16 protein-coding genes are annotated in these 15,407 nt (G+C 70.0%); 10 read left to right on the top strand and 6 right to left on the bottom strand.

Annotation, left to right across the window (positions count from 1 at the left end; all coding sequences use genetic code 11):
* Positions 1 to 5 precede the first annotated feature (5 nt).
* Complete coding sequence (locus tag ACY0MJ_RS01920; RefSeq protein WP_462636573.1) at positions 6 to 1,067, bottom strand: ferritin-like domain-containing protein; 1,062 nt, start codon at positions 1,065 to 1,067, stop codon at positions 6 to 8.
* A gap of 214 nt (positions 1,068 to 1,281) precedes the next feature.
* On the opposite strand from ACY0MJ_RS01920, the gene ACY0MJ_RS01915 reads away from it, so the two are divergent.
* On the top strand, positions 1,282 to 1,770 hold the full coding sequence (locus tag ACY0MJ_RS01915; protein ID WP_462636572.1) for a hypothetical protein: 489 nt from the start codon (positions 1,282 to 1,284) through the stop codon (positions 1,768 to 1,770).
* Positions 1,767 to 2,615, top strand: coding sequence for a hypothetical protein (locus ACY0MJ_RS01910; protein ID WP_462636571.1), 849 nt, complete (start codon positions 1,767 to 1,769; stop codon positions 2,613 to 2,615). The genes ACY0MJ_RS01915 and ACY0MJ_RS01910 overlap by 4 nt, the downstream gene beginning before the upstream one ends.
* Before the next feature lie 7 nt (positions 2,616 to 2,622).
* Here ACY0MJ_RS01910 and metK read toward each other — a convergent pair whose 3' ends face one another.
* Complete coding sequence (gene metK, locus ACY0MJ_RS01905; protein ID WP_462636570.1) at positions 2,623 to 3,804, bottom strand: methionine adenosyltransferase; 1,182 nt, start codon at positions 3,802 to 3,804, stop codon at positions 2,623 to 2,625.
* A 130-nt stretch (positions 3,805 to 3,934) separates the two neighbouring features.
* Here metK and ACY0MJ_RS01900 point away from each other — a divergent pair, with 130 nt between their 5' ends.
* Complete coding sequence (locus tag ACY0MJ_RS01900) at positions 3,935 to 4,759, top strand: lysophospholipid acyltransferase family protein (protein WP_462636569.1); 825 nt, start codon at positions 3,935 to 3,937, stop codon at positions 4,757 to 4,759.
* Complete coding sequence (locus tag ACY0MJ_RS01895) at positions 4,759 to 5,634, top strand: LpxL/LpxP family acyltransferase (RefSeq protein ID WP_462636699.1); 876 nt, start codon at positions 4,759 to 4,761, stop codon at positions 5,632 to 5,634. The genes ACY0MJ_RS01900 and ACY0MJ_RS01895 overlap by 1 nt, the downstream gene beginning before the upstream one ends.
* On the opposite strand, the gene ACY0MJ_RS01890 is transcribed toward ACY0MJ_RS01895, so the two are convergent.
* Together ACY0MJ_RS01890 and yihA are read right to left on the bottom strand one after the other, a co-directional pair.
* Positions 5,628 to 6,521, bottom strand: a complete 894-nt coding sequence (locus ACY0MJ_RS01890; protein ID WP_462636568.1) for an alpha/beta fold hydrolase — start codon at positions 6,519 to 6,521, stop codon at positions 5,628 to 5,630. The two genes, ACY0MJ_RS01895 and ACY0MJ_RS01890, sit on opposite strands and share 7 nt — an antisense overlap.
* Positions 6,518 to 7,192 (bottom strand): ribosome biogenesis GTP-binding protein YihA/YsxC, encoded by a 675-nt coding sequence (gene yihA / locus ACY0MJ_RS01885; RefSeq protein ID WP_462636567.1) that lies wholly within the window; start codon positions 7,190 to 7,192, stop codon positions 6,518 to 6,520. The genes ACY0MJ_RS01890 and yihA overlap by 4 nt, the downstream gene beginning before the upstream one ends.
* A gap of 70 nt (positions 7,193 to 7,262) precedes the next feature.
* Here yihA and ACY0MJ_RS01880 point away from each other — a divergent pair, with 70 nt between their 5' ends.
* The 6 genes from ACY0MJ_RS01880 (at position 7,263) to ACY0MJ_RS01855 (ending at position 13,937) form a co-directional block, all read left to right on the top strand.
* The gene (locus ACY0MJ_RS01880; protein ID WP_462636566.1) at positions 7,263 to 7,946 is read left to right on the top strand and encodes a c-type cytochrome; all 684 of its coding nucleotides are present in this window, start codon (positions 7,263 to 7,265) and stop codon (positions 7,944 to 7,946) included.
* A gap of 98 nt (positions 7,947 to 8,044) precedes the next feature.
* Positions 8,045 to 10,171 carry a cytochrome c biogenesis protein ResB gene (locus ACY0MJ_RS01875; protein WP_462636565.1) on the top strand — a complete coding sequence of 709 codons (2,127 nt, stop codon included), beginning with the start codon at positions 8,045 to 8,047 and terminating at the stop codon, positions 10,169 to 10,171.
* Positions 10,168 to 11,496: a c-type cytochrome biogenesis protein CcsB gene (gene ccsB, locus ACY0MJ_RS01870; RefSeq protein ID WP_462636564.1), complete on the top strand. Its 1,329-nt coding sequence runs from the start codon at positions 10,168 to 10,170 to the stop codon at positions 11,494 to 11,496. Before ACY0MJ_RS01875 ends, ccsB begins: the two co-directional genes overlap by 4 nt.
* 117 nt (positions 11,497 to 11,613) lie before the next feature.
* Positions 11,614 to 12,612, top strand: coding sequence for a protein-methionine-sulfoxide reductase catalytic subunit MsrP (gene msrP / locus ACY0MJ_RS01865; protein ID WP_462636562.1), 999 nt, complete (start codon positions 11,614 to 11,616; stop codon positions 12,610 to 12,612).
* Between the two features lie 119 nt (positions 12,613 to 12,731).
* On the top strand, positions 12,732 to 13,097 hold the full coding sequence (locus ACY0MJ_RS01860; protein ID WP_462636561.1) for a hypothetical protein: 366 nt from the start codon (positions 12,732 to 12,734) through the stop codon (positions 13,095 to 13,097).
* Between the two features lie 132 nt (positions 13,098 to 13,229).
* Complete coding sequence (locus ACY0MJ_RS01855; protein ID WP_462636560.1) at positions 13,230 to 13,937, top strand: protein-methionine-sulfoxide reductase heme-binding subunit MsrQ; 708 nt, start codon at positions 13,230 to 13,232, stop codon at positions 13,935 to 13,937.
* Here ACY0MJ_RS01855 and lysA read toward each other — a convergent pair.
* The gene (gene lysA, locus ACY0MJ_RS01850) at positions 13,876 to 15,159 is read right to left on the bottom strand and encodes a diaminopimelate decarboxylase (protein ID WP_462636559.1); all 1,284 of its coding nucleotides are present in this window, start codon (positions 15,157 to 15,159) and stop codon (positions 13,876 to 13,878) included. The genes ACY0MJ_RS01855 and lysA overlap by 62 nt on opposite strands.
* Positions 15,156 to 15,398: an LPS translocon maturation chaperone LptM gene (lptM, locus tag ACY0MJ_RS01845; protein ID WP_462636558.1), complete on the bottom strand. Its 243-nt coding sequence runs from the start codon at positions 15,396 to 15,398 to the stop codon at positions 15,156 to 15,158. The genes lysA and lptM overlap by 4 nt, the downstream gene beginning before the upstream one ends.
* Positions 15,399 to 15,407 lie beyond the last annotated feature (9 nt).

The raw sequence follows: 15,407 nt of genomic DNA, 5'->3' as shown, positions 1-15,407 counted from the left end.
GGCCGTCAGGAAGCCGCGCGGAACTGGTCGCGCAGCATCTTCACCTGGTCGTGGTTGCGCTGCACGCCCTGCATCTGGCGCTCGACGACCTGGCGCACGTCGGCCGGCAGGTTCTTCTGCAGCGCCTTGCCGTAGCGGGCCTTGGCGTTGTCCTCGCCGCGCTCCGCTTCCTCCAGCACCGCCTTGTCGTCGTACGACATCAGCTTGGACTTGATCGACACCCAGCCGCGGTGCATGGCGCCCATGGTGCTGCCGCTGTCCTCGGTGGCGTGGCCGTACCTGCGCAGGCACTCGTTGAGTTCCTGGGCGCCGCGCCGGCAGTCGTCGGCGCGCTGCAGGAAGGTGGTCTTCAGGTCCTCGCGCTTGACCTGCTCGGCGCACTCGCGGAAGCCGTACTCGCCGTCCTTGCAGCATTCCACCAGGTCCTTCAGCACGTCGACCACGTCGCTGTCCGTGCCCTTGTCGTTGCCGGCCTGCTGCATGGCGCCGACGGCACCCGCCGTGCCCGCCGCCGATGCGCCGCCGTTGGGGTGGCTCATGGGCGTGCCGCTGTCCATGCCGCTCACGTAGCTGCGCGCATCGCTGCCCTGCAGGCGGTAGTGCTCGTCGGCGCGGGTCCAGGCGGCCTCGGACGCCGGGCGCGCGCGGTCCCAGTTCAGCGTGGAATTGCCGCGCGTGGTTTCCCACTCGGAGGCCAGGCGCGGTTCGACGCTGGTCCAGGGATCGGGGTAGCGCTCGCGGCCCGAGAGGCCCAGGCGGTACGCCGGGCTGTAGTCCTCGAAGCTGCGGCCCTTCTCGTAGTACGGCTCCTTGTCGTAGTTCTCGCGCCAGAAGGCTTCCTCGGCGGTGGGGTTCAGCGCTTCGCCCGCGGCCTTGCCGGCCAGGCCGCCGACCACCGCGCCGACGACGCCGCCGACGGCGGCGCCCACCGGCCCGGCGATCGAACCGGCCGCGGCGCCGGCCACGGCGCCACCGGTGGCGCCCACGCCCGTGCCGATCGGGTGCGCGCCGGGTTCGTCGGTGATCGGGTCGCGGTTCAGGTCGCGGTCTTCGCGTTCTTCAGCCATCGCTTGCTCCTTGTGTGGGGTGGGTTAAGACGTTTCCATGATCTTGGGGTGCTGGCCGAGCCAGCCCGTGGCCCAAACCTCCACAAGCGGTGTAGGAAACGTCGGGCGCGGCGCCGCGCCATGCAAGGCTGAGCGCTCGCACAGGCTTTCACTGCACCGTCCTACATGGCGGCAGTGCCCCGTGCAGCACGCTGGACCCCATCGGGTGAAGCCCATGAAATATTCGCTGCGCAAGACACCTTCCCACCTGCAGCTCGCGTACAAGTACGGCGAGGCGAACGGCGGACTCCTGGGCCGGAACCTGGTGCTGGAGGCCGATGGCAACCTGCTCACGCTGGAGATCGACCTCTCGGCCAACCTGCTGGCGCGCAACAAGCAGTCGGCCTGGTACCTCGACGCGGTCGCCCTGGCGTCCAACTACCACAAGCTCAAGTCGCTGCAGTGCCCGGACAACCTGGTGCGCGCGCGGCTGATCCGCGCCTGGGAGGGCATCACGGACCCGCGCCTGCGGATGCGCCTGGTGCTGCACCCGCGCGGCCGCTACCTCTACGAGGTGGCGCCGCATTCGCTGTTCATGGGCGGCATCCAGCTCGACGTCCAGGCCTTCCTGGAAGAAGAGTCGGAGACGACCGGGACGGCCGCCCCGCCAACCGAGGCTTCGCACCTGGAAGACGAAGCCGATCCGCACAGGAAACACGCATGAAGCCCATGCTCCGACTCCCCCGCGGCATCGCGGGCCTGGCCGCCGCTTGCCTGCTCGCGCTCGGCTCGCTGGCCGCCCAGGCCGACGCCGGCGCGCTGCACGCCCGCCACGCGGAACTGAAGCCGCAGCTGCAGGACAACGCCTATGGCCGGCCGCTGTTCATCGATTCGGCCGAGAGCAGCAACACGCTGCGCGGCGACGTGTACGCGGTGCTGGACCACCCGTTCACGCAGGTGCGCGACGCGCTGCAGGACCCCGGCGCCTGGTGCGACATCATGCTGCTGCCCTTCAACACCAAGGCCTGCCAGGCGCAGGGCCAGCGGCTGACGGTGCGCATCGGCCGCAAGTGGAATTCACCGATCGAGCAGACCTACCCGATCAGCTTCCGCTTCAATCCCGGCGCCGCGGGCGAGGACTACCTGTCCACCCGGCTGAACGCCGCGGAGGGCCCGTTCGGGACGCGCGACTACCGCGTGAACGTGGAGGCGGTGCCGCTGGAGGGCGGCAAGACCTTCATGCACATGAACTACGCCTACGGCTACGGCGGCGTGGGCAAGTTCGCGATGCAGGCCTACCTGGCGACCGCCGGCGCGAGCAAGGTGGGCTTCACCACCAACGGCCTGCGCGGGGCCGTGGAGCGCAACGCGATGCGCTACTACCTGGCGATCGACGCCTACCTGGACACGCTGGACGCGCCGCAGGAGCAGCGCGTGGACAAGCGCATCAACCAGTGGTTCAGCGCGACGGAGCGCTACCCGAAGCAGCTGCGCGAGATGGATCGCGGCACTTACGTGGCGATGAAGCGGCAGGATTACGGGCAGCAGACGACCGCTGCCGCCCGTTGAGCCCTGCTTACTTCAGGCCGGCCGCTGCACGCAGCGCCGCCGCCTTGTCCGTGCGCTCCCAGGTGAACTCCGGCTCCTCGCGGCCGAAGTGGCCGTAGGCGGCGGTCTTGGCGTAGATGGGGCGCAGCAGGTCCAGCATCTGGATGATGCCCTTCGGACGCAGGTCGAAGTGGTCGTGCACCAGCGAGGCGATCTGGTCGTCGGGGATGACGCCCGTGCCTTCCGTGTAGACCGTCACGTTCATCGGCTTGGCCACGCCGATCGCGTAGGCCACCTGGATCTGGCACTGGCGCGCCAGGCCGGCGGCGACGATGTTCTTCGCGACGTAGCGGGCGGCGTATGCGGCCGAGCGGTCCACCTTGGACGGGTCCTTGCCCGAGAAGGCGCCGCCGCCGTGCGGGCAGGCGCCGCCGTAGGTGTCGACGATGATCTTGCGGCCGGTCAGGCCGCAGTCGCCCTGCGGGCCGCCGATGACGAAGCGGCCGGTCGGGTTGATCAGGTACTTGGTGTCCTTCAGCCACTCCTTGGGCAGCACCGGCTTGATGATCTCCTCGATCACCGCCTCGACGAAGGAGGGCTTCATCTTGTTGCCGTCGCTCTGCTCGGGGCTGTGCTGGCTCGACAGCACGACGGTGTCGATGCTGTGCGGCTTGCCGTCGACGTAGCGCATGGTCACCTGGCTCTTGGCGTCCGGGCGCAGGAAGGGCAGGCGGCCGTCCTTGCGCAGCTGCGCCTGGCGCTCCACCAGCCGGTGCGCGTAGTGGATCGGCGCGGGCATCAGCACCGGCGTCTCGTCGCAGGCGTAGCCGAACATCAGGCCCTGGTCGCCGGCGCCGGTGTTCAGGTGGTCGTCGGAGGCGTGGTCCACGCCCTGGGCGATGTCGTTCGACTGCTTGTCGTAGGCCACGAGCACGGCGCAGCCCTTGTAGTCGATGCCGTAGTCGGTGTTGTCGTAGCCGATGCGCTTGATCGTGTCGCGGGCGACCTGGATGTAGTCGACGTGGGCGTTGGTCGTGATCTCGCCCGCCAGCACCACCAGGCCCGTGTTGGCCAGGGTCTCGGCGGCCACGCGGCTGCGCGGGTCCTGCGCGAAGATCGCGTCGAGGATCGCGTCGGAAACCTGGTCGGCCAGCTTGTCGGGGTGGCCTTCCGAAACAGACTCGGAAGTGAAGAGGAAGTCGTTCGCCATTTGAGATACTCCGTGGGTTGTCGAAGGCGCGTTGCCTTCTGCCGGAGCTTGGGCGAACGCTTTAGCAGAATTTTTTCAAGTCGCCCTGCAAGTAGTTCCGTAACTCGGCGACGCAGGCATTCTATACCCGGTGAAACGTCTCTTCCAACTGTTGTCCGCCTGGCCCTTGCCGCTGCTGCACCTTGCCGGTGCCGGGCTGGGCTGGCTCACGTTCCTCGCCTCGCCCACCTACAGGCGCCGCTTCCTCGCCAACGCGCGCCAGGCTGGCTACGGCTTCGGCCAGGTGCGCGCGGCCGTGGCCGAGGCCGGCAAGCTGGTGGCCGAGACGCCGCGCCTGTGGTTCGGCGCCATGCCCCGGGTGCACTGGGAGCAGGCGGAGCTCGTGGAGTCGCTGCGGGCGCAGGGCCGCGGCGTCGTCTTCCTCACGCCGCACCTGGGCTGCTTCGAGGTGACGGCGCGCTCGTACGCCGCGCAGTTCGGGCCGATCACGGTCCTGTACCGCCCCGCGCGCAAGCCCTGGCTGCGCGAGCTGGTGGCCACCTCGCGCAGCCGCGAGAACATGACGGCGGTGCCCACCACGCTGGCCGGCGTGCGGCAGATGCTGCGCGCGCTCAAGGCCGGCGAGGCCGTCGGGCTGCTGCCCGACCAGGTGCCGCCCAAGGGCCTGGGTGTCTGGGCGCCCTTCTTCGGACGGGACGCGTACACGATGACGCTGCCCGCGCGCCTGGTGCAGCAGACCGGCGCCGCGCTGCTGCTGGTGTGGGGCGAACGCCTGCCGGGCGGCCGCGGCTACACCGTGCACGTGCGCCACTTCGAGGCCGAGCTGGCGCGCGATCCGGTCGCCGCCGCCCGCGAGGTCAACGCCGAGATGGAGCGCATGGTGCGGGCCGGCCCGACGCAATACCTCTGGGGCTATGCGCGCTACAAGGGCCCGCGCGAGGAGGCCGTCGCATGATGGGCGGAGCGCTCAGCCGGCTGGGGGTCCTGTTCATGCGGGCGATCGCGCCGCTGCCGCTGCCCTGGATCCGCGCGCTGGGCAAGGGGCTGGGCCTGTTCCTGTACGCCGTGGTGTGGCCGCGGCGCAAGGTGGTGGACGTCAACCTGCGACTGTGCTTCCCGCAGTGGAGCGCGGCGCAGCGGCGGCAGGTCACGCGCGAGGTGTTCGTGAACGTGGCGCAGTCCTTCCTCGACCGGGCGTGGCTGTGGCACGCCGACCCGGAGGTGGTGCGCCGCCGCGTGGTGCTGACCGGCGCCGTGCGCGAGCTGGCGGGCCAGGAGCCGACCATCCTGTTCGTGCCGCACTTCGTGGGCCTGGACGCCGGCGTGAGCGCCATGAGCCAGCAGGTGCGGCGCCAGTTCGTCGGCATCTACACGCCGCAGAGCAATCCCGTGGTCGACGCCTGGGTGCTCGCCGGGCGACACCGCTTCGGCAGCTCCCGGATCCTGACCCGCCGCGACGGCGTACGCGGCATCGTCTCGGCGCTGCGCGCCGGCGACGTCCTCTACCTGCTGCCGGACATGAACTTCGGGGAGCACCAGTCGATCTACGTGCCCTTCTACGGCGTGCCGGCCGCCACCGTGCCTTCGCTCTCGCGTTTCGCGCGCCTGGGCCGTGCCAAGGTGGTGCCGGTGGTCTGCCGCCTGACGCCCGGCGGCTACGAGGTGCGCGTCCACGAGGCCTGGGCGGGCTTCCCGAGCCACGACGCCGAGGCGGACACGGCGCTCATGAACCGCCGGCTGCAGGACTACATCGACGAGATGCCCGCGCAGTACTACTGGGTGCACAAGCGCTTCAAGACGCGCCCGCCGGGCGAGCCGCCGGTCTACTGAGAGAGGAAGTCCTCGAGCTCGCGCGCCACGCGCCCCGGCTGCTCGTGCACGATCCAGTGCGAGGCGTCCGGCACCTTGCGCAGCGTGAGGCGCGGCACGTAGTCCTCGAGCCCGTCCACCAGTTCCGGCAGCAGCGCCGTGTCCTGCATTCCCCACAGCACCAGCGTCGGGACGTCCACCGTGAGCATCTCGCGCGGCAGCGTGATCGCGCTCGCGCCCGGGTCGCCCTCGCGCGCGGGCCGCAGCGGCGACGCGCGATACCAGTTCAGGCCGCCGGTGAGGCTCTCGTCCCACACGGCGCGGTACTGCGCCTTCACCTCCTCGGTGAGCCAGGGCGCCGGGCCCCAGTGCGTGAAGAAGGCGAGCAGGCGGCGGTAGTCGTCGGCGCGCAGCAGCTGCTCGGCGTCGGGCCGCACGAGGAAGTTCATGTACGCGCTGGCCTCGCGCTGCGCCGGGCTCTCGCGCAGCGCGCGCAGGAAGGTGCCCGGGTGCGGCGAATTGATGATCGCGAGCCGCCGCATCAGCTGCGGCTGCTGGTTGGCGAGGTTCCAGGCGACGGCGCCGCCCCAGTCGTGCGCCACCAGGCAGGCGAGCGGCGCGCCTTCGCTCTCCACGAGCGCCACGATGTCCTGCACCAGGTGCCGGGGACGGTAGGCGGAGACGTCCGCCGGCTGCGACGAGCGCTCGTAGCCGCGCAGGTTGGGCGCGACGCAGCGATAGCCGCCGTGCGCGGGCTGCGCGAAGTGCCGCAGCAGCGCGTCCCAGACGAACGCCGCTTCGGGAAAGCCGTGCAGGAACATCAGCACCGGGCGGCCGCGCTCCCCGGCCGCGCGGCAACTGAGCGTGATGCCGTGGGGAAGCGCCTGCTGCCAGGTTTCGATGTTCATGTCGGCGGCTCCTCCTCGGGATGGGTCCACTGCCACAGGAGGAGCGAGGCTTCCTCCACGCCCTGCTTCCTGAGCGCGGAGAACAGTCTGGCCTCCCCGCCGCCGGTCTGCAGTCGCGCGATGGACAGCGCCTTGGCCTGCTCGGCGCGATTGAGCTTGTCGGCCTTGGTGAGCAGCACCAGGAACTTCAGTCCCTCTTCCACGCGCGGGCGGATCACCTCGAGCAGGATCTCGTCCAGTTCGGTGAGGCCGTGCCGCGGGTCGACCAGCATCACGACGCCCGCGAGGTTCTCGCGCGTGACCAGGTAATTGGCCATCACCTGCTGCCAGCGGACCTTGTCGGCCTTGGGCACGGCGGCATAGCCGTAGCCGGGGAGGTCCGCGAGCACCGCGTCGGTGACGCCCTGCTTGCCCAGCGCGAACAGGTTGATCGCCTGCGTGCGCCCCGGCGTCTTGGACGCGAAGGCCAGGCGCTTCTGCTGCGTGAGCGTGTTGATGCACGTGGACTTGCCCGCGTTGGAGCGGCCCACGAAGGCGACCTCGGGCACGTCGTGCACGGGCAGGTGCTCCAGGCGCGGGGCCGTGGTGAGGAAGCGGGCCGTGTGCAGCCAGGCCACCGCCTGCGCGGCGGCGGAAGGAGCAGGGGCGCGCGGGCCCGGGGCAGTGGTCATCGAGAGGGAAGGAGGGGGAAGTGGGGCATTGTAGAATCCCGTGGTTGTGCGCCAATCCAATCGAAGAAACGTGACCAAGACGCCCGCTTTCCTGCTGCTGGCCGCCGTGCTGGCCGCTTCCGCGCTCCCGAACTGGGCCCAGCAGCCTGCCGCCGGTGCCCCGGCCGCGGCCCCGGCGCCCGCAGCGGCGGCTCCCGCGCCGGCTGCGCCCGCCGCCGCCGACCCGGCCCTGGGCGAGCAGCGTTTCGGCGCCGTGTGCGCCGCCTGCCACGGCATCGGGGGCAACTCGGGCACGCCCGCCAACCCCAAGCTGGCGCAGCAGCACCCCGCCTACCTCGTGAAGGAACTGCTGGACTTCAAGGACGGCAAGCGGACCAGCCCCGTGATGCAGGGCTTCGCCGCCCAGCTCACCGAGCAGGACATGAAGAACGTGGCCGCCTACCTGGGCGCGCAGCAGGCCAAGCCCGGCTTCGCCAAGGACAAGGACCTGGTGACGCTCGGCGAGAAGATCTACCGCGGCGGCATCCAGGACCGCGACATCCCGGCCTGCGCCGGCTGCCACAGCCCCAACGGCGCCGGCATCCCCTCGCAGTACCCGCGCCTGTCGGGGCAGCACGCCGAATACACCGCCAGCCAGCTGGTCGCCTTCCGCGACGGCCTGCGCAAGAACAGCCCGCAGATGAAGGACATCGCCGCCAAGCTGAACGACCACGAGATCCGCGCCCTGGCGGACTACGTGGCGGGCTTGCGCTGAATCAAGGGCCGTTGTTGAACTAAACGGCTCCACCCGAAACCAAGACAGGCGGGCGCCTCGGCACGAGGGCCCGCCTTTTTTCTTCGCGAAGCGCTTCGATGACCACCACCACCGCCGACCTCCCGCCCCGCACGGAGCCGCTGCGCAGCGGCTCCGCCCGCGTGCGGGGACTGGTCGAGCTCCTCTCTTCCATGCGCTTCGCGATCGCCCTGCTGACGGTGATCTGCATCGCCTCGGTGATCGGCACGGTGCTGAAGCAGCACGAACCGCTGCCCAACTACGTCAACCAGTTCGGTCCCTTCTGGGCCGACCTGTTCCTGGCGATCAAGCTCAATGCCGTCTACAGCGCCTGGTGGTTCCTGCTGATCCTGGCCTTCCTGGTGGTCAGCACGTCGCTGTGCATCGCGCGCAACACGCCCAAGATCCTGTCCGACCTCAAGTCGTACAAGGAGAACATCCGCGAGAACGCGCTGCTCGCCTTCCACCACAGGGCCGAAGGCACGCTGGCCGGCACGCCCGAGGCCGAGGCGCAGCGCGTCGGCCAGGCGCTGGCGAAGGGCGGCTGGAAAGTGCGCCTGCAGCAGCGGGGCAACGGCTGGATGGTCGCCGCGCGCGCCGGCGGCGCGCACAAGCTCGGCTACCTGGCCGCGCACAGCGCGATCGTGCTGGTCTGCCTGGGCGGCCTGCTCGATGGCGACCTGATGGTGCGCGCGCAGATGTGGCTGGGCGGCAAGGTCCCCTACACCGGCGGCGGGATGATCTCGCAGGTGCCGCCGCAGCACCGCCTCTCCAGCGGCAACCCCACCTTCCGCGGCAACCTGCTGGTGGCCGAGGGCACGCAGTCGTCCACGGCCATCCTGAACCAGTCCGACGGCATCCTGCTGCAGGAACTGCCGTTCTCGATCGAGCTGAAGAAGTTCGTGGTGGAGCACTATTCGACGGGCATGCCCAAGCTGTTCGCCAGCGACATCGTGATCCACGACCGCGAGACCGGCGAGGCAATCCCGGCGCGCGTGGAAGTGAACCACCCGGTGAGCCACCGCGGCATCGAGATCTACCAATCGAGCTTCGACGACGGCGGCTCCGCCGTCACGCTGAAGTCGGTGCCGCTGGACGGCAGCAACCGCAGCTTCGAGGTGCAGGGCACCATCGGCGGCTCCACCGAGCTCGCGCGCGGCGCGGGGCCGGACGCGCAGAAGATGACGCTGGAATACACGGCGCTGCGCGTGATCAACGTGGAGAACATCGGCGACGCCAGCGGCGGCGGCGTGGACCCGCGCAAAGTGGACCTGCGCTCGGCGCTCGACGCGCGCCTGGGCGCGGCCAACAAGACGGCGACCCGCAAGGACCTGCGCAACGTGGGTCCCAGCATCACCTACAAGCTGCGCGACGCCGCCGGCCAGGCGCGCGAATTCCACAACTACATGCTGCCCATGGACCTGGGCGACGGCGTGCCGGTCTTCCTGCTCGGCATGCGTGACTCGCCGGCCGACGGCTTCCGCTACCTGCGGCTGCCGGCGGACGACCAGGGCGGGCTCGACGGCTTCCTGCGCCTGCGCGCCGCGCTGGCGGACCCGGCGCTGCGCGAGGAGGCGGTCCGCAATTACGCGCGCATGGCCACCGACCCGTCGCGCCCGGAACTGGCGAAGCAGCTCACCGCTTCCACCGCGCGCGCGCTGGCCCTGTTCGCCGGCGCCGAGGCCACGCCGGGCCGCGCGCCGGGCGGGCTGCAGGCCGTCTCGGAATTCATCGAGGGCAACGTGCCCGAGGGCGAGCGCCCGCGCGCCGGCGAGGTGCTGGTGCGCATCCTCAACGGCGCGCTGTTCGAGCTCGCGCAGGTGAGCCGCGAGCGCGCCGGCCTGAAGCCGCTGCCGCGCGACGAGCGCACGCAGGCCTTCATGACGCAGGCCGTGCTGGCCCTCAGCGACGTCCACGCCTACCCGATGCCCATGGCCTTCGAGCTGAAGGACTTCAAGCAGGTGCAGGCGAGCGTGTTCCAGGTGACGCGTTCGCCCGGCCACTACATCGTCTACCTGGGGTGCGCCTTGCTCATCCTGGGGGTATTCGCCATGCTGTATGTTCGGGAACGCCGGCTCTGGGTCTGGCTGAGCCCCGGCGAAGCGGGCTCGCAGGCGCGCATGGCGCTCTCCAGCAACCGCAAGCTGCTGGACGTGGACCGCGAATTCGACCGGCTGCGCGACCGGCTCCTGGGAGACAAGCGATGAACACCGCCACCACCACGACGACCACGATCACGCTGGACGAGGGCTTCCTCGCCCGCCGCAACTGGCTCGACTGGCTGTTCGCCGCCATCGTGGTGGCCGGCGGCCTCTACGCCTTCGGCAAGTACGCTCAGTACATGGACGTGTACGAGAAGGGCATCCTGTTCGCGGCTATGCCCGCGGCGATCTGGCTGGGCTGGTTCTGGCGGCCGCTGCGCACCCTGATGCTGGCGGTGGCCGCGTTCTCGCTGCTGGGCATCAGCTCCTACCAGGGCCAGCTCGGGCGCGCCGACAGCGTGTTCTGGCTCAAGTACTTCCTGTCCAGCCAGTCGGCCATCCTCTGGATGAGCGTGCTGTTCGTCATGAGCACGGTCTTCTACTGGATCGCCATGTTCGCGCGGGGCCAGAGCGCGGCGATGGAGGCGATCGGCTCGCGCCTGGCCTGGGTGGCCGTGGGCATGGCCCTGATCGGCACGATGGTGCGCTGGTACGAGAGCTACCTGCTCGGCCCGGACATCGGCCACATCCCGGTCAGCAACCTGTACGAGGTCTTCGTCCTGTTCTGCTGGATGACGACGGCGTTCTGGCTGTACTTCGAGCAGCAGTACGGCACGCGCGCGCTCGGCGCCTTCGTCATGCTGGTGGTGAGCGCCGCCGTCGGCTTCCTGCTCTGGTATTCCTTCGCCCGCGAGGCGCACGAGATCCAGCCGCTGGTGCCGGCGCTCAAGAGCTGGTGGATGAAGCTGCACGTGCCCGCCAACTTCATCGGCTACGGCACCTTCTCGCTGGCGGCGATGGTCTCCTTCGCCTACCTGGTCAAGCAGCACTCCGGCGAAACGCGCTGGGTCCGGCTCACGCCCCTGTGGGCGCTGGGCGTGTTCCTGACTGTCCTGCCCCTGGTGTTCCGGCCGGCGGCGCAGGGCAGCAGCGCCTACTGGCTCACCTACTTCGGCGTCTCCGCGCTGATCGTCGGCGGCATCCTGTTCGCGCGCCGGCGCATCGCCGAGCGCCTGCCTTCGCTGGAGGTGCTCGACGACGTGATGTACAAGGCGATCGCCGTCGGCTTCGCCTTCTTCACCATCGCCACCGTGCTGGGCGCGCTGTGGGCGGCCGAGGCCTGGGGCGGCTACTGGAGCTGGGACCCGAAGGAGACCTGGGCGCTGATCGTCTGGCTCAACTACGCGGCCTGGCTGCACATGCGCCTGATGAAGGGCCTGCGCGGCACGGTGTCCGCATGGTGGGCCCTGGTCGGCCTCGCCGTGACCACCTTCGCCTTCCTCGGCGTGAACATGTTCCTGTCGGGGCTGCACAGCTACGGCGAGCTGTAAACGCATTCACCGCAGAGGCGCAGAGCGACGCAGAGGAACGCAGAGATCCTCCAGGATGTCTTCTCTGCGTCCTCTGCGCCTCTGCGGTGAAGGATTTCTTTCATCGAAGGAGACGACATGCTGATCAGGACAGGTCGTGATGGTTTCCAGCACCCGATAGCGAGCGAGATCACCCCGCGCGCGGTCTACGAGGACCGCCGCCGGATGCTGCAGTGGATGGCCACCGGCGCCGCCGGCGCGGCGCTCGCGTCCTGGGCGCAGCGCGAGGCGCTCGCGCAGCAGGTGCAGCGCCCGGGCAAGCTGGCGGCGATCAGCACCGTGCGCTCCAGCGTGCCGGGTGCGGTCACCATGGAAAAGGTGACCGACTACAAGGACGCCACCAGCTACAACAACTTCTACGAGTTCGGCACCGACAAGTCGGACCCGGTGGAGAACGCGCACACGCTGAAGACGCGGCCCTGGAGCGTCGAAGTCGGCGGCCTGGTGAAGAAGCCGGCGAAGTACGCGATCGAGGACCTCATGAAGCTCGCGCCGCAGGAGGAGCGGATCTACCGCATGCGCTGCGTCGAGGGCTGGTCCATGGTGATCCCGTGGGTGGGCTTCTCGCTGGCGAAGCTGATCGAGAAGGTCGAGCCCCTGGGCAACGCGAAGTACGTCGAGTTCCTGACGCTCGCCGATCCCAAGACCATGCCCTACGTCGGCTCGCGCGTGCTGGACTGGCCCTACGCGGAGGGCCTGCGCATGGACGAGGCCATGCATCCGCTGACGCTGCTCACGTTCGGCATGTACGGCGAGGTGCTCCCGAACCAGAACGGCGCGCCGGTGCGCGTGGTGGTGCCCTGGAAGTACGGCTTCAAGAGCGCCAAGAGCATCGTGAGCATCCGCTTCGTCGAGAAGGAGCCGCGCACCGCCTGGAACAAGGCGGCCGCCAACGAGTACGGCTTCTATTCCAACGTGAACCCCAACGTCGACCACCCGCGCTGGTCGCAGGCAACCGAGCGGCGCATCGGGGAAGACGGGCTCTTCGCCAAGAAGCGCAAGACGCTGATGTTCAACGGCTACGAGCAGCAGGTGGGGCAGCTCTACGCCGGGATGGACCTCAAGAAGAACTACTAGGCTCCCGCCGTGCTTCGCACGGCTCGCCCGAACGATCCGACGCCCGTGCTGGACGACGGACGATCGCGCGTCGCCCTGCCGGACCGCACCCTGTGGGCATGTCCTTTCAGGAGATAGCGATGAAGCACAACAAGTGGATTGCAGCTCTCGCCACCGCCGGCGGCCTGGTCGCCATGAGCGGTGCCGCCCACGCGATCGCGCCGGCGGCGGCCCTGGGCCTCGCGGCGCTCGGCGGCGCGGCCGTCGGCAGTGCCGCGGCCGAGGCCAACGAGCCGCCGGCCGTCGCGGTCGTTCCGGCGAACCCGACCGTCGTGCTGGGCGGCCCGCCCGCCGTGGTCACGGTTCCGGCCGACGGCCACTACGAGGTGATCAACGGCACGACCGTCTGGGTGCAGGCGCAGCCGGGCGCCGTGGACTACGACCACGACGACGACGGCGTGCTGAACGCCAACGATGCCTTCCCGAACGACGGCACCCGCAGCTGAGCGGAGCGATGAGGAAAACGGCAGCTCCGGCTGCCGTTTTTCCTTCCCGGCTGTACAGTGCGCCCATCCGCCGGGAACCCCGTGCCCCGGCCGCCGATCTGAAAGCCTTACGCCCATGAGGAAGATCGATTGATGCCGCTCGCGCGGATGCTGCTGCACCCGGCCGTCAAGCCGCTCGTGTTCGTGCTGTCGCTGCTGCCCTTCGCGTGGCTGGTGTTCGGCGCCTTCGCGGACCGCCTGGGCGCCAACCCCGCCGAATACCTGACGCGCTCCACCGGCGACTGGACGCTGCGTTTCCTGTGCATCACGCTGGCGGTCACCCCCGTGCGCGTGGTGGCGGGCCTGCCGACGCTGCAGCGGCTGCGCCGCATGCTGGGGCTGTTCACGTACTTCTACGTGGTCCTGCACTTCCTCACCTGGGCCTGGTTCGACCAGGGGCTGGACCTCGCCGGGATGGGCAAGGACATCGCCAAGCGCCCGTTCATCCTGGTGGGCTTCGCCGCCTTCGTGCTGCTGACGCCGCTGGCGGCGACGTCCTTCAATCGCGCGGTGAAGTGGATGGGCGCGAAGCGCTGGCAGGCGCTGCACCGCGCCGTGTACGCGATCGCCGGGCTGGCGATCCTGCACTTCTTCTGGATGCGCGCCGGGAAGAACGACTTCGCGGAGGTGGCGGTGTACGGCGCGATCCTGGCGGTGCTGCTCGGGTGGAGGGCCTGGCGCGCGCTGGGCGGTGGGGTTCGCCTGGCGGCTCACCTGCCGCGGCTGGCGCCGCGCCACCCTACGAAGGAAGCAGCTTCTCCTTCCGCATCTGGTCTGCCGCGTCCTCCCGCTCGCGGATGACATAGGCGTCGGTGCCGTCGACCAGCACCTCCGCCGCACGGCCGCGCGTGTTGTAGTTGCTGGCCATGCTCATGCAATAGGCGCCGGCCGACAGCACGGCCACGAGGTCGCCCGGCTGCACCGCGAGCTTGCGGTCGCGGCCGATCCAGTCGCCGCTCTCGCACACGGGGCCGACCACGTCGTAGGCCACGGGCTTGCCGCCGCGCGCCTGCAGCGGGACGATCTGGTGGAAGGCCTCGTACATCGCCGGCCGCGGCAGGTCGTTCATCGCCGCGTCGATGATGCAGAAGTTCTTCTGCTCGCCGGGCTTGAGGTACAGCACCTCGGCGACGCAGGCGCCGGCGTTGCCCACCAGCGAGCGGCCCGGCTCGATCATCAGCTGCCGGTCGCCGTAGCCGCGCGCGTCCAGGCGCGCCAGCAGGCGCTGCCACAGCGCGTCGGCCGCGGGCGGCTGCTCGTTGTTGTAGACGATGCCCAGGCCGCCGCCGAAGTCGATGTGCGCGATGGGGATGCCCGCGGCCTCGATCGCCGCGACCAGGTCCAGCACGCGCTCGAGCGCGTCCAGGTAGGGCGACACCTGCGTGATCTGCGAGCCGATGTGGCAGTCGATGCCCACCACGCGCAGGCCGGGCAGGCCCGCGGCGCGCCGGTAGGCGCGCAGGGCGTCCTTGTGCGCGATGCCGAACTTGTTGCCCTTGAGGCCCGTGGAGATGTAGGGATGGGTGAGCGGGTTGACGTCGGGGTTCACGCGCAGGCTCACCGGCGCCGTCGTGCCCATGCCGGCGGCGACTTCGCTCAGCACCTCCAGCTCCGCCTCGCTCTCGACGTTGAAGCAGTGGATGCCGGCCTCCAGCGCGCGGCGCATCTCCGCGCGGGTCTTGCCGACGCCCGAGAAGATGATGTCCGCGCCTTTCGCGCCCGCGGCGAGCACGCGTTCCAGCTCGCCGCCGGAGACGATGTCGAAGCCGCAGCCGGCCCGCGCGAAGACCTGCAGCACGGCGAGGGAGGAGTTGGCCTTCATCGCGTAGAAGACCTTCGCCTTGCGCCCGGCGAAGCCGCGCTGGTAGGCGGCCAGCGCCGACAGCATGGCCGCGCGCGAATAGACGAACAGCGGCGTGCCGTGCGCGCGCGCCAGGTCGGCCAGCTTCCGTTCCTCGACGAACAGTTCGCCGCCGCGGACCTGGAAGTGCGGCGCGCCGGGCAGGGGGGTGGACGCGCTCATGGATTGCGCACCGGCGAGGCCGTGCCCGTGGGCGGCACGCCCGAGGCGGCCGTGGCGGGCACGACCGCGGTCGAGGGCGCGAGCGTCTGCGGCAGCGAGGCGCGGCCGACGGCCGCTTCGCCCGTGGGCAGGAACAGCGGGCCTTTCTGGCCGCAGGCCGCCAGCAGGGCGAACGCCGCGAGGGCGAGCCAGCGGCGGTGCGAAGCCGCGCTGACTAGAATTTGGTGGACACCGGACATCAGGAAATT

Source organism: Ramlibacter sp. bp-362 (assembly GCF_054956735.1).
Note: the sequence above shows the minus strand (reverse complement) of the source record. Positions and strands in the feature narration are given on the sequence as shown.

Bases quoted from the DNA above. Each gene is read 5' to 3' on its own strand.
- ACY0MJ_RS01875 (WP_462636565.1), top strand. From the start codon at position 8,045: ATGACCACCACCACCGCCGACCTCCCGCCCCGCACGGAGCCGCTGCGC.
- lptM (WP_462636558.1), bottom strand. From the start codon at position 15,398: ATGTCCGGTGTCCACCAAATTCTAGTCAGCGCGGCTTCGCACCGCCGC.
- ACY0MJ_RS01920 (WP_462636573.1), bottom strand. From the start codon at position 1,067: ATGGCTGAAGAACGCGAAGACCGCGACCTGAACCGCGACCCGATCACC.
- ACY0MJ_RS01910 (WP_462636571.1), top strand. From the start codon at position 1,767: ATGAAGCCCATGCTCCGACTCCCCCGCGGCATCGCGGGCCTGGCCGCC.
- ACY0MJ_RS01860 (WP_462636561.1), top strand. From the start codon at position 12,732: ATGAAGCACAACAAGTGGATTGCAGCTCTCGCCACCGCCGGCGGCCTG.
- ACY0MJ_RS01895 (WP_462636699.1), top strand. From the start codon at position 4,759: ATGGGCGGAGCGCTCAGCCGGCTGGGGGTCCTGTTCATGCGGGCGATC.
- ACY0MJ_RS01890 (WP_462636568.1), bottom strand. From the start codon at position 6,521: ATGAACATCGAAACCTGGCAGCAGGCGCTTCCCCACGGCATCACGCTC.
- lysA (WP_462636559.1), bottom strand. From the start codon at position 15,159: ATGAGCGCGTCCACCCCCCTGCCCGGCGCGCCGCACTTCCAGGTCCGC.
- ccsB (WP_462636564.1), top strand. From the start codon at position 10,168: ATGAACACCGCCACCACCACGACGACCACGATCACGCTGGACGAGGGC.
- msrP (WP_462636562.1), top strand. From the start codon at position 11,614: ATGCTGATCAGGACAGGTCGTGATGGTTTCCAGCACCCGATAGCGAGC.
- yihA (WP_462636567.1), bottom strand. From the start codon at position 7,192: ATGACCACTGCCCCGGGCCCGCGCGCCCCTGCTCCTTCCGCCGCCGCG.
- ACY0MJ_RS01855 (WP_462636560.1), top strand. From the start codon at position 13,230: ATGCCGCTCGCGCGGATGCTGCTGCACCCGGCCGTCAAGCCGCTCGTG.
- metK (WP_462636570.1), bottom strand. From the start codon at position 3,804: ATGGCGAACGACTTCCTCTTCACTTCCGAGTCTGTTTCGGAAGGCCAC.
- ACY0MJ_RS01915 (WP_462636572.1), top strand. From the start codon at position 1,282: ATGAAATATTCGCTGCGCAAGACACCTTCCCACCTGCAGCTCGCGTAC.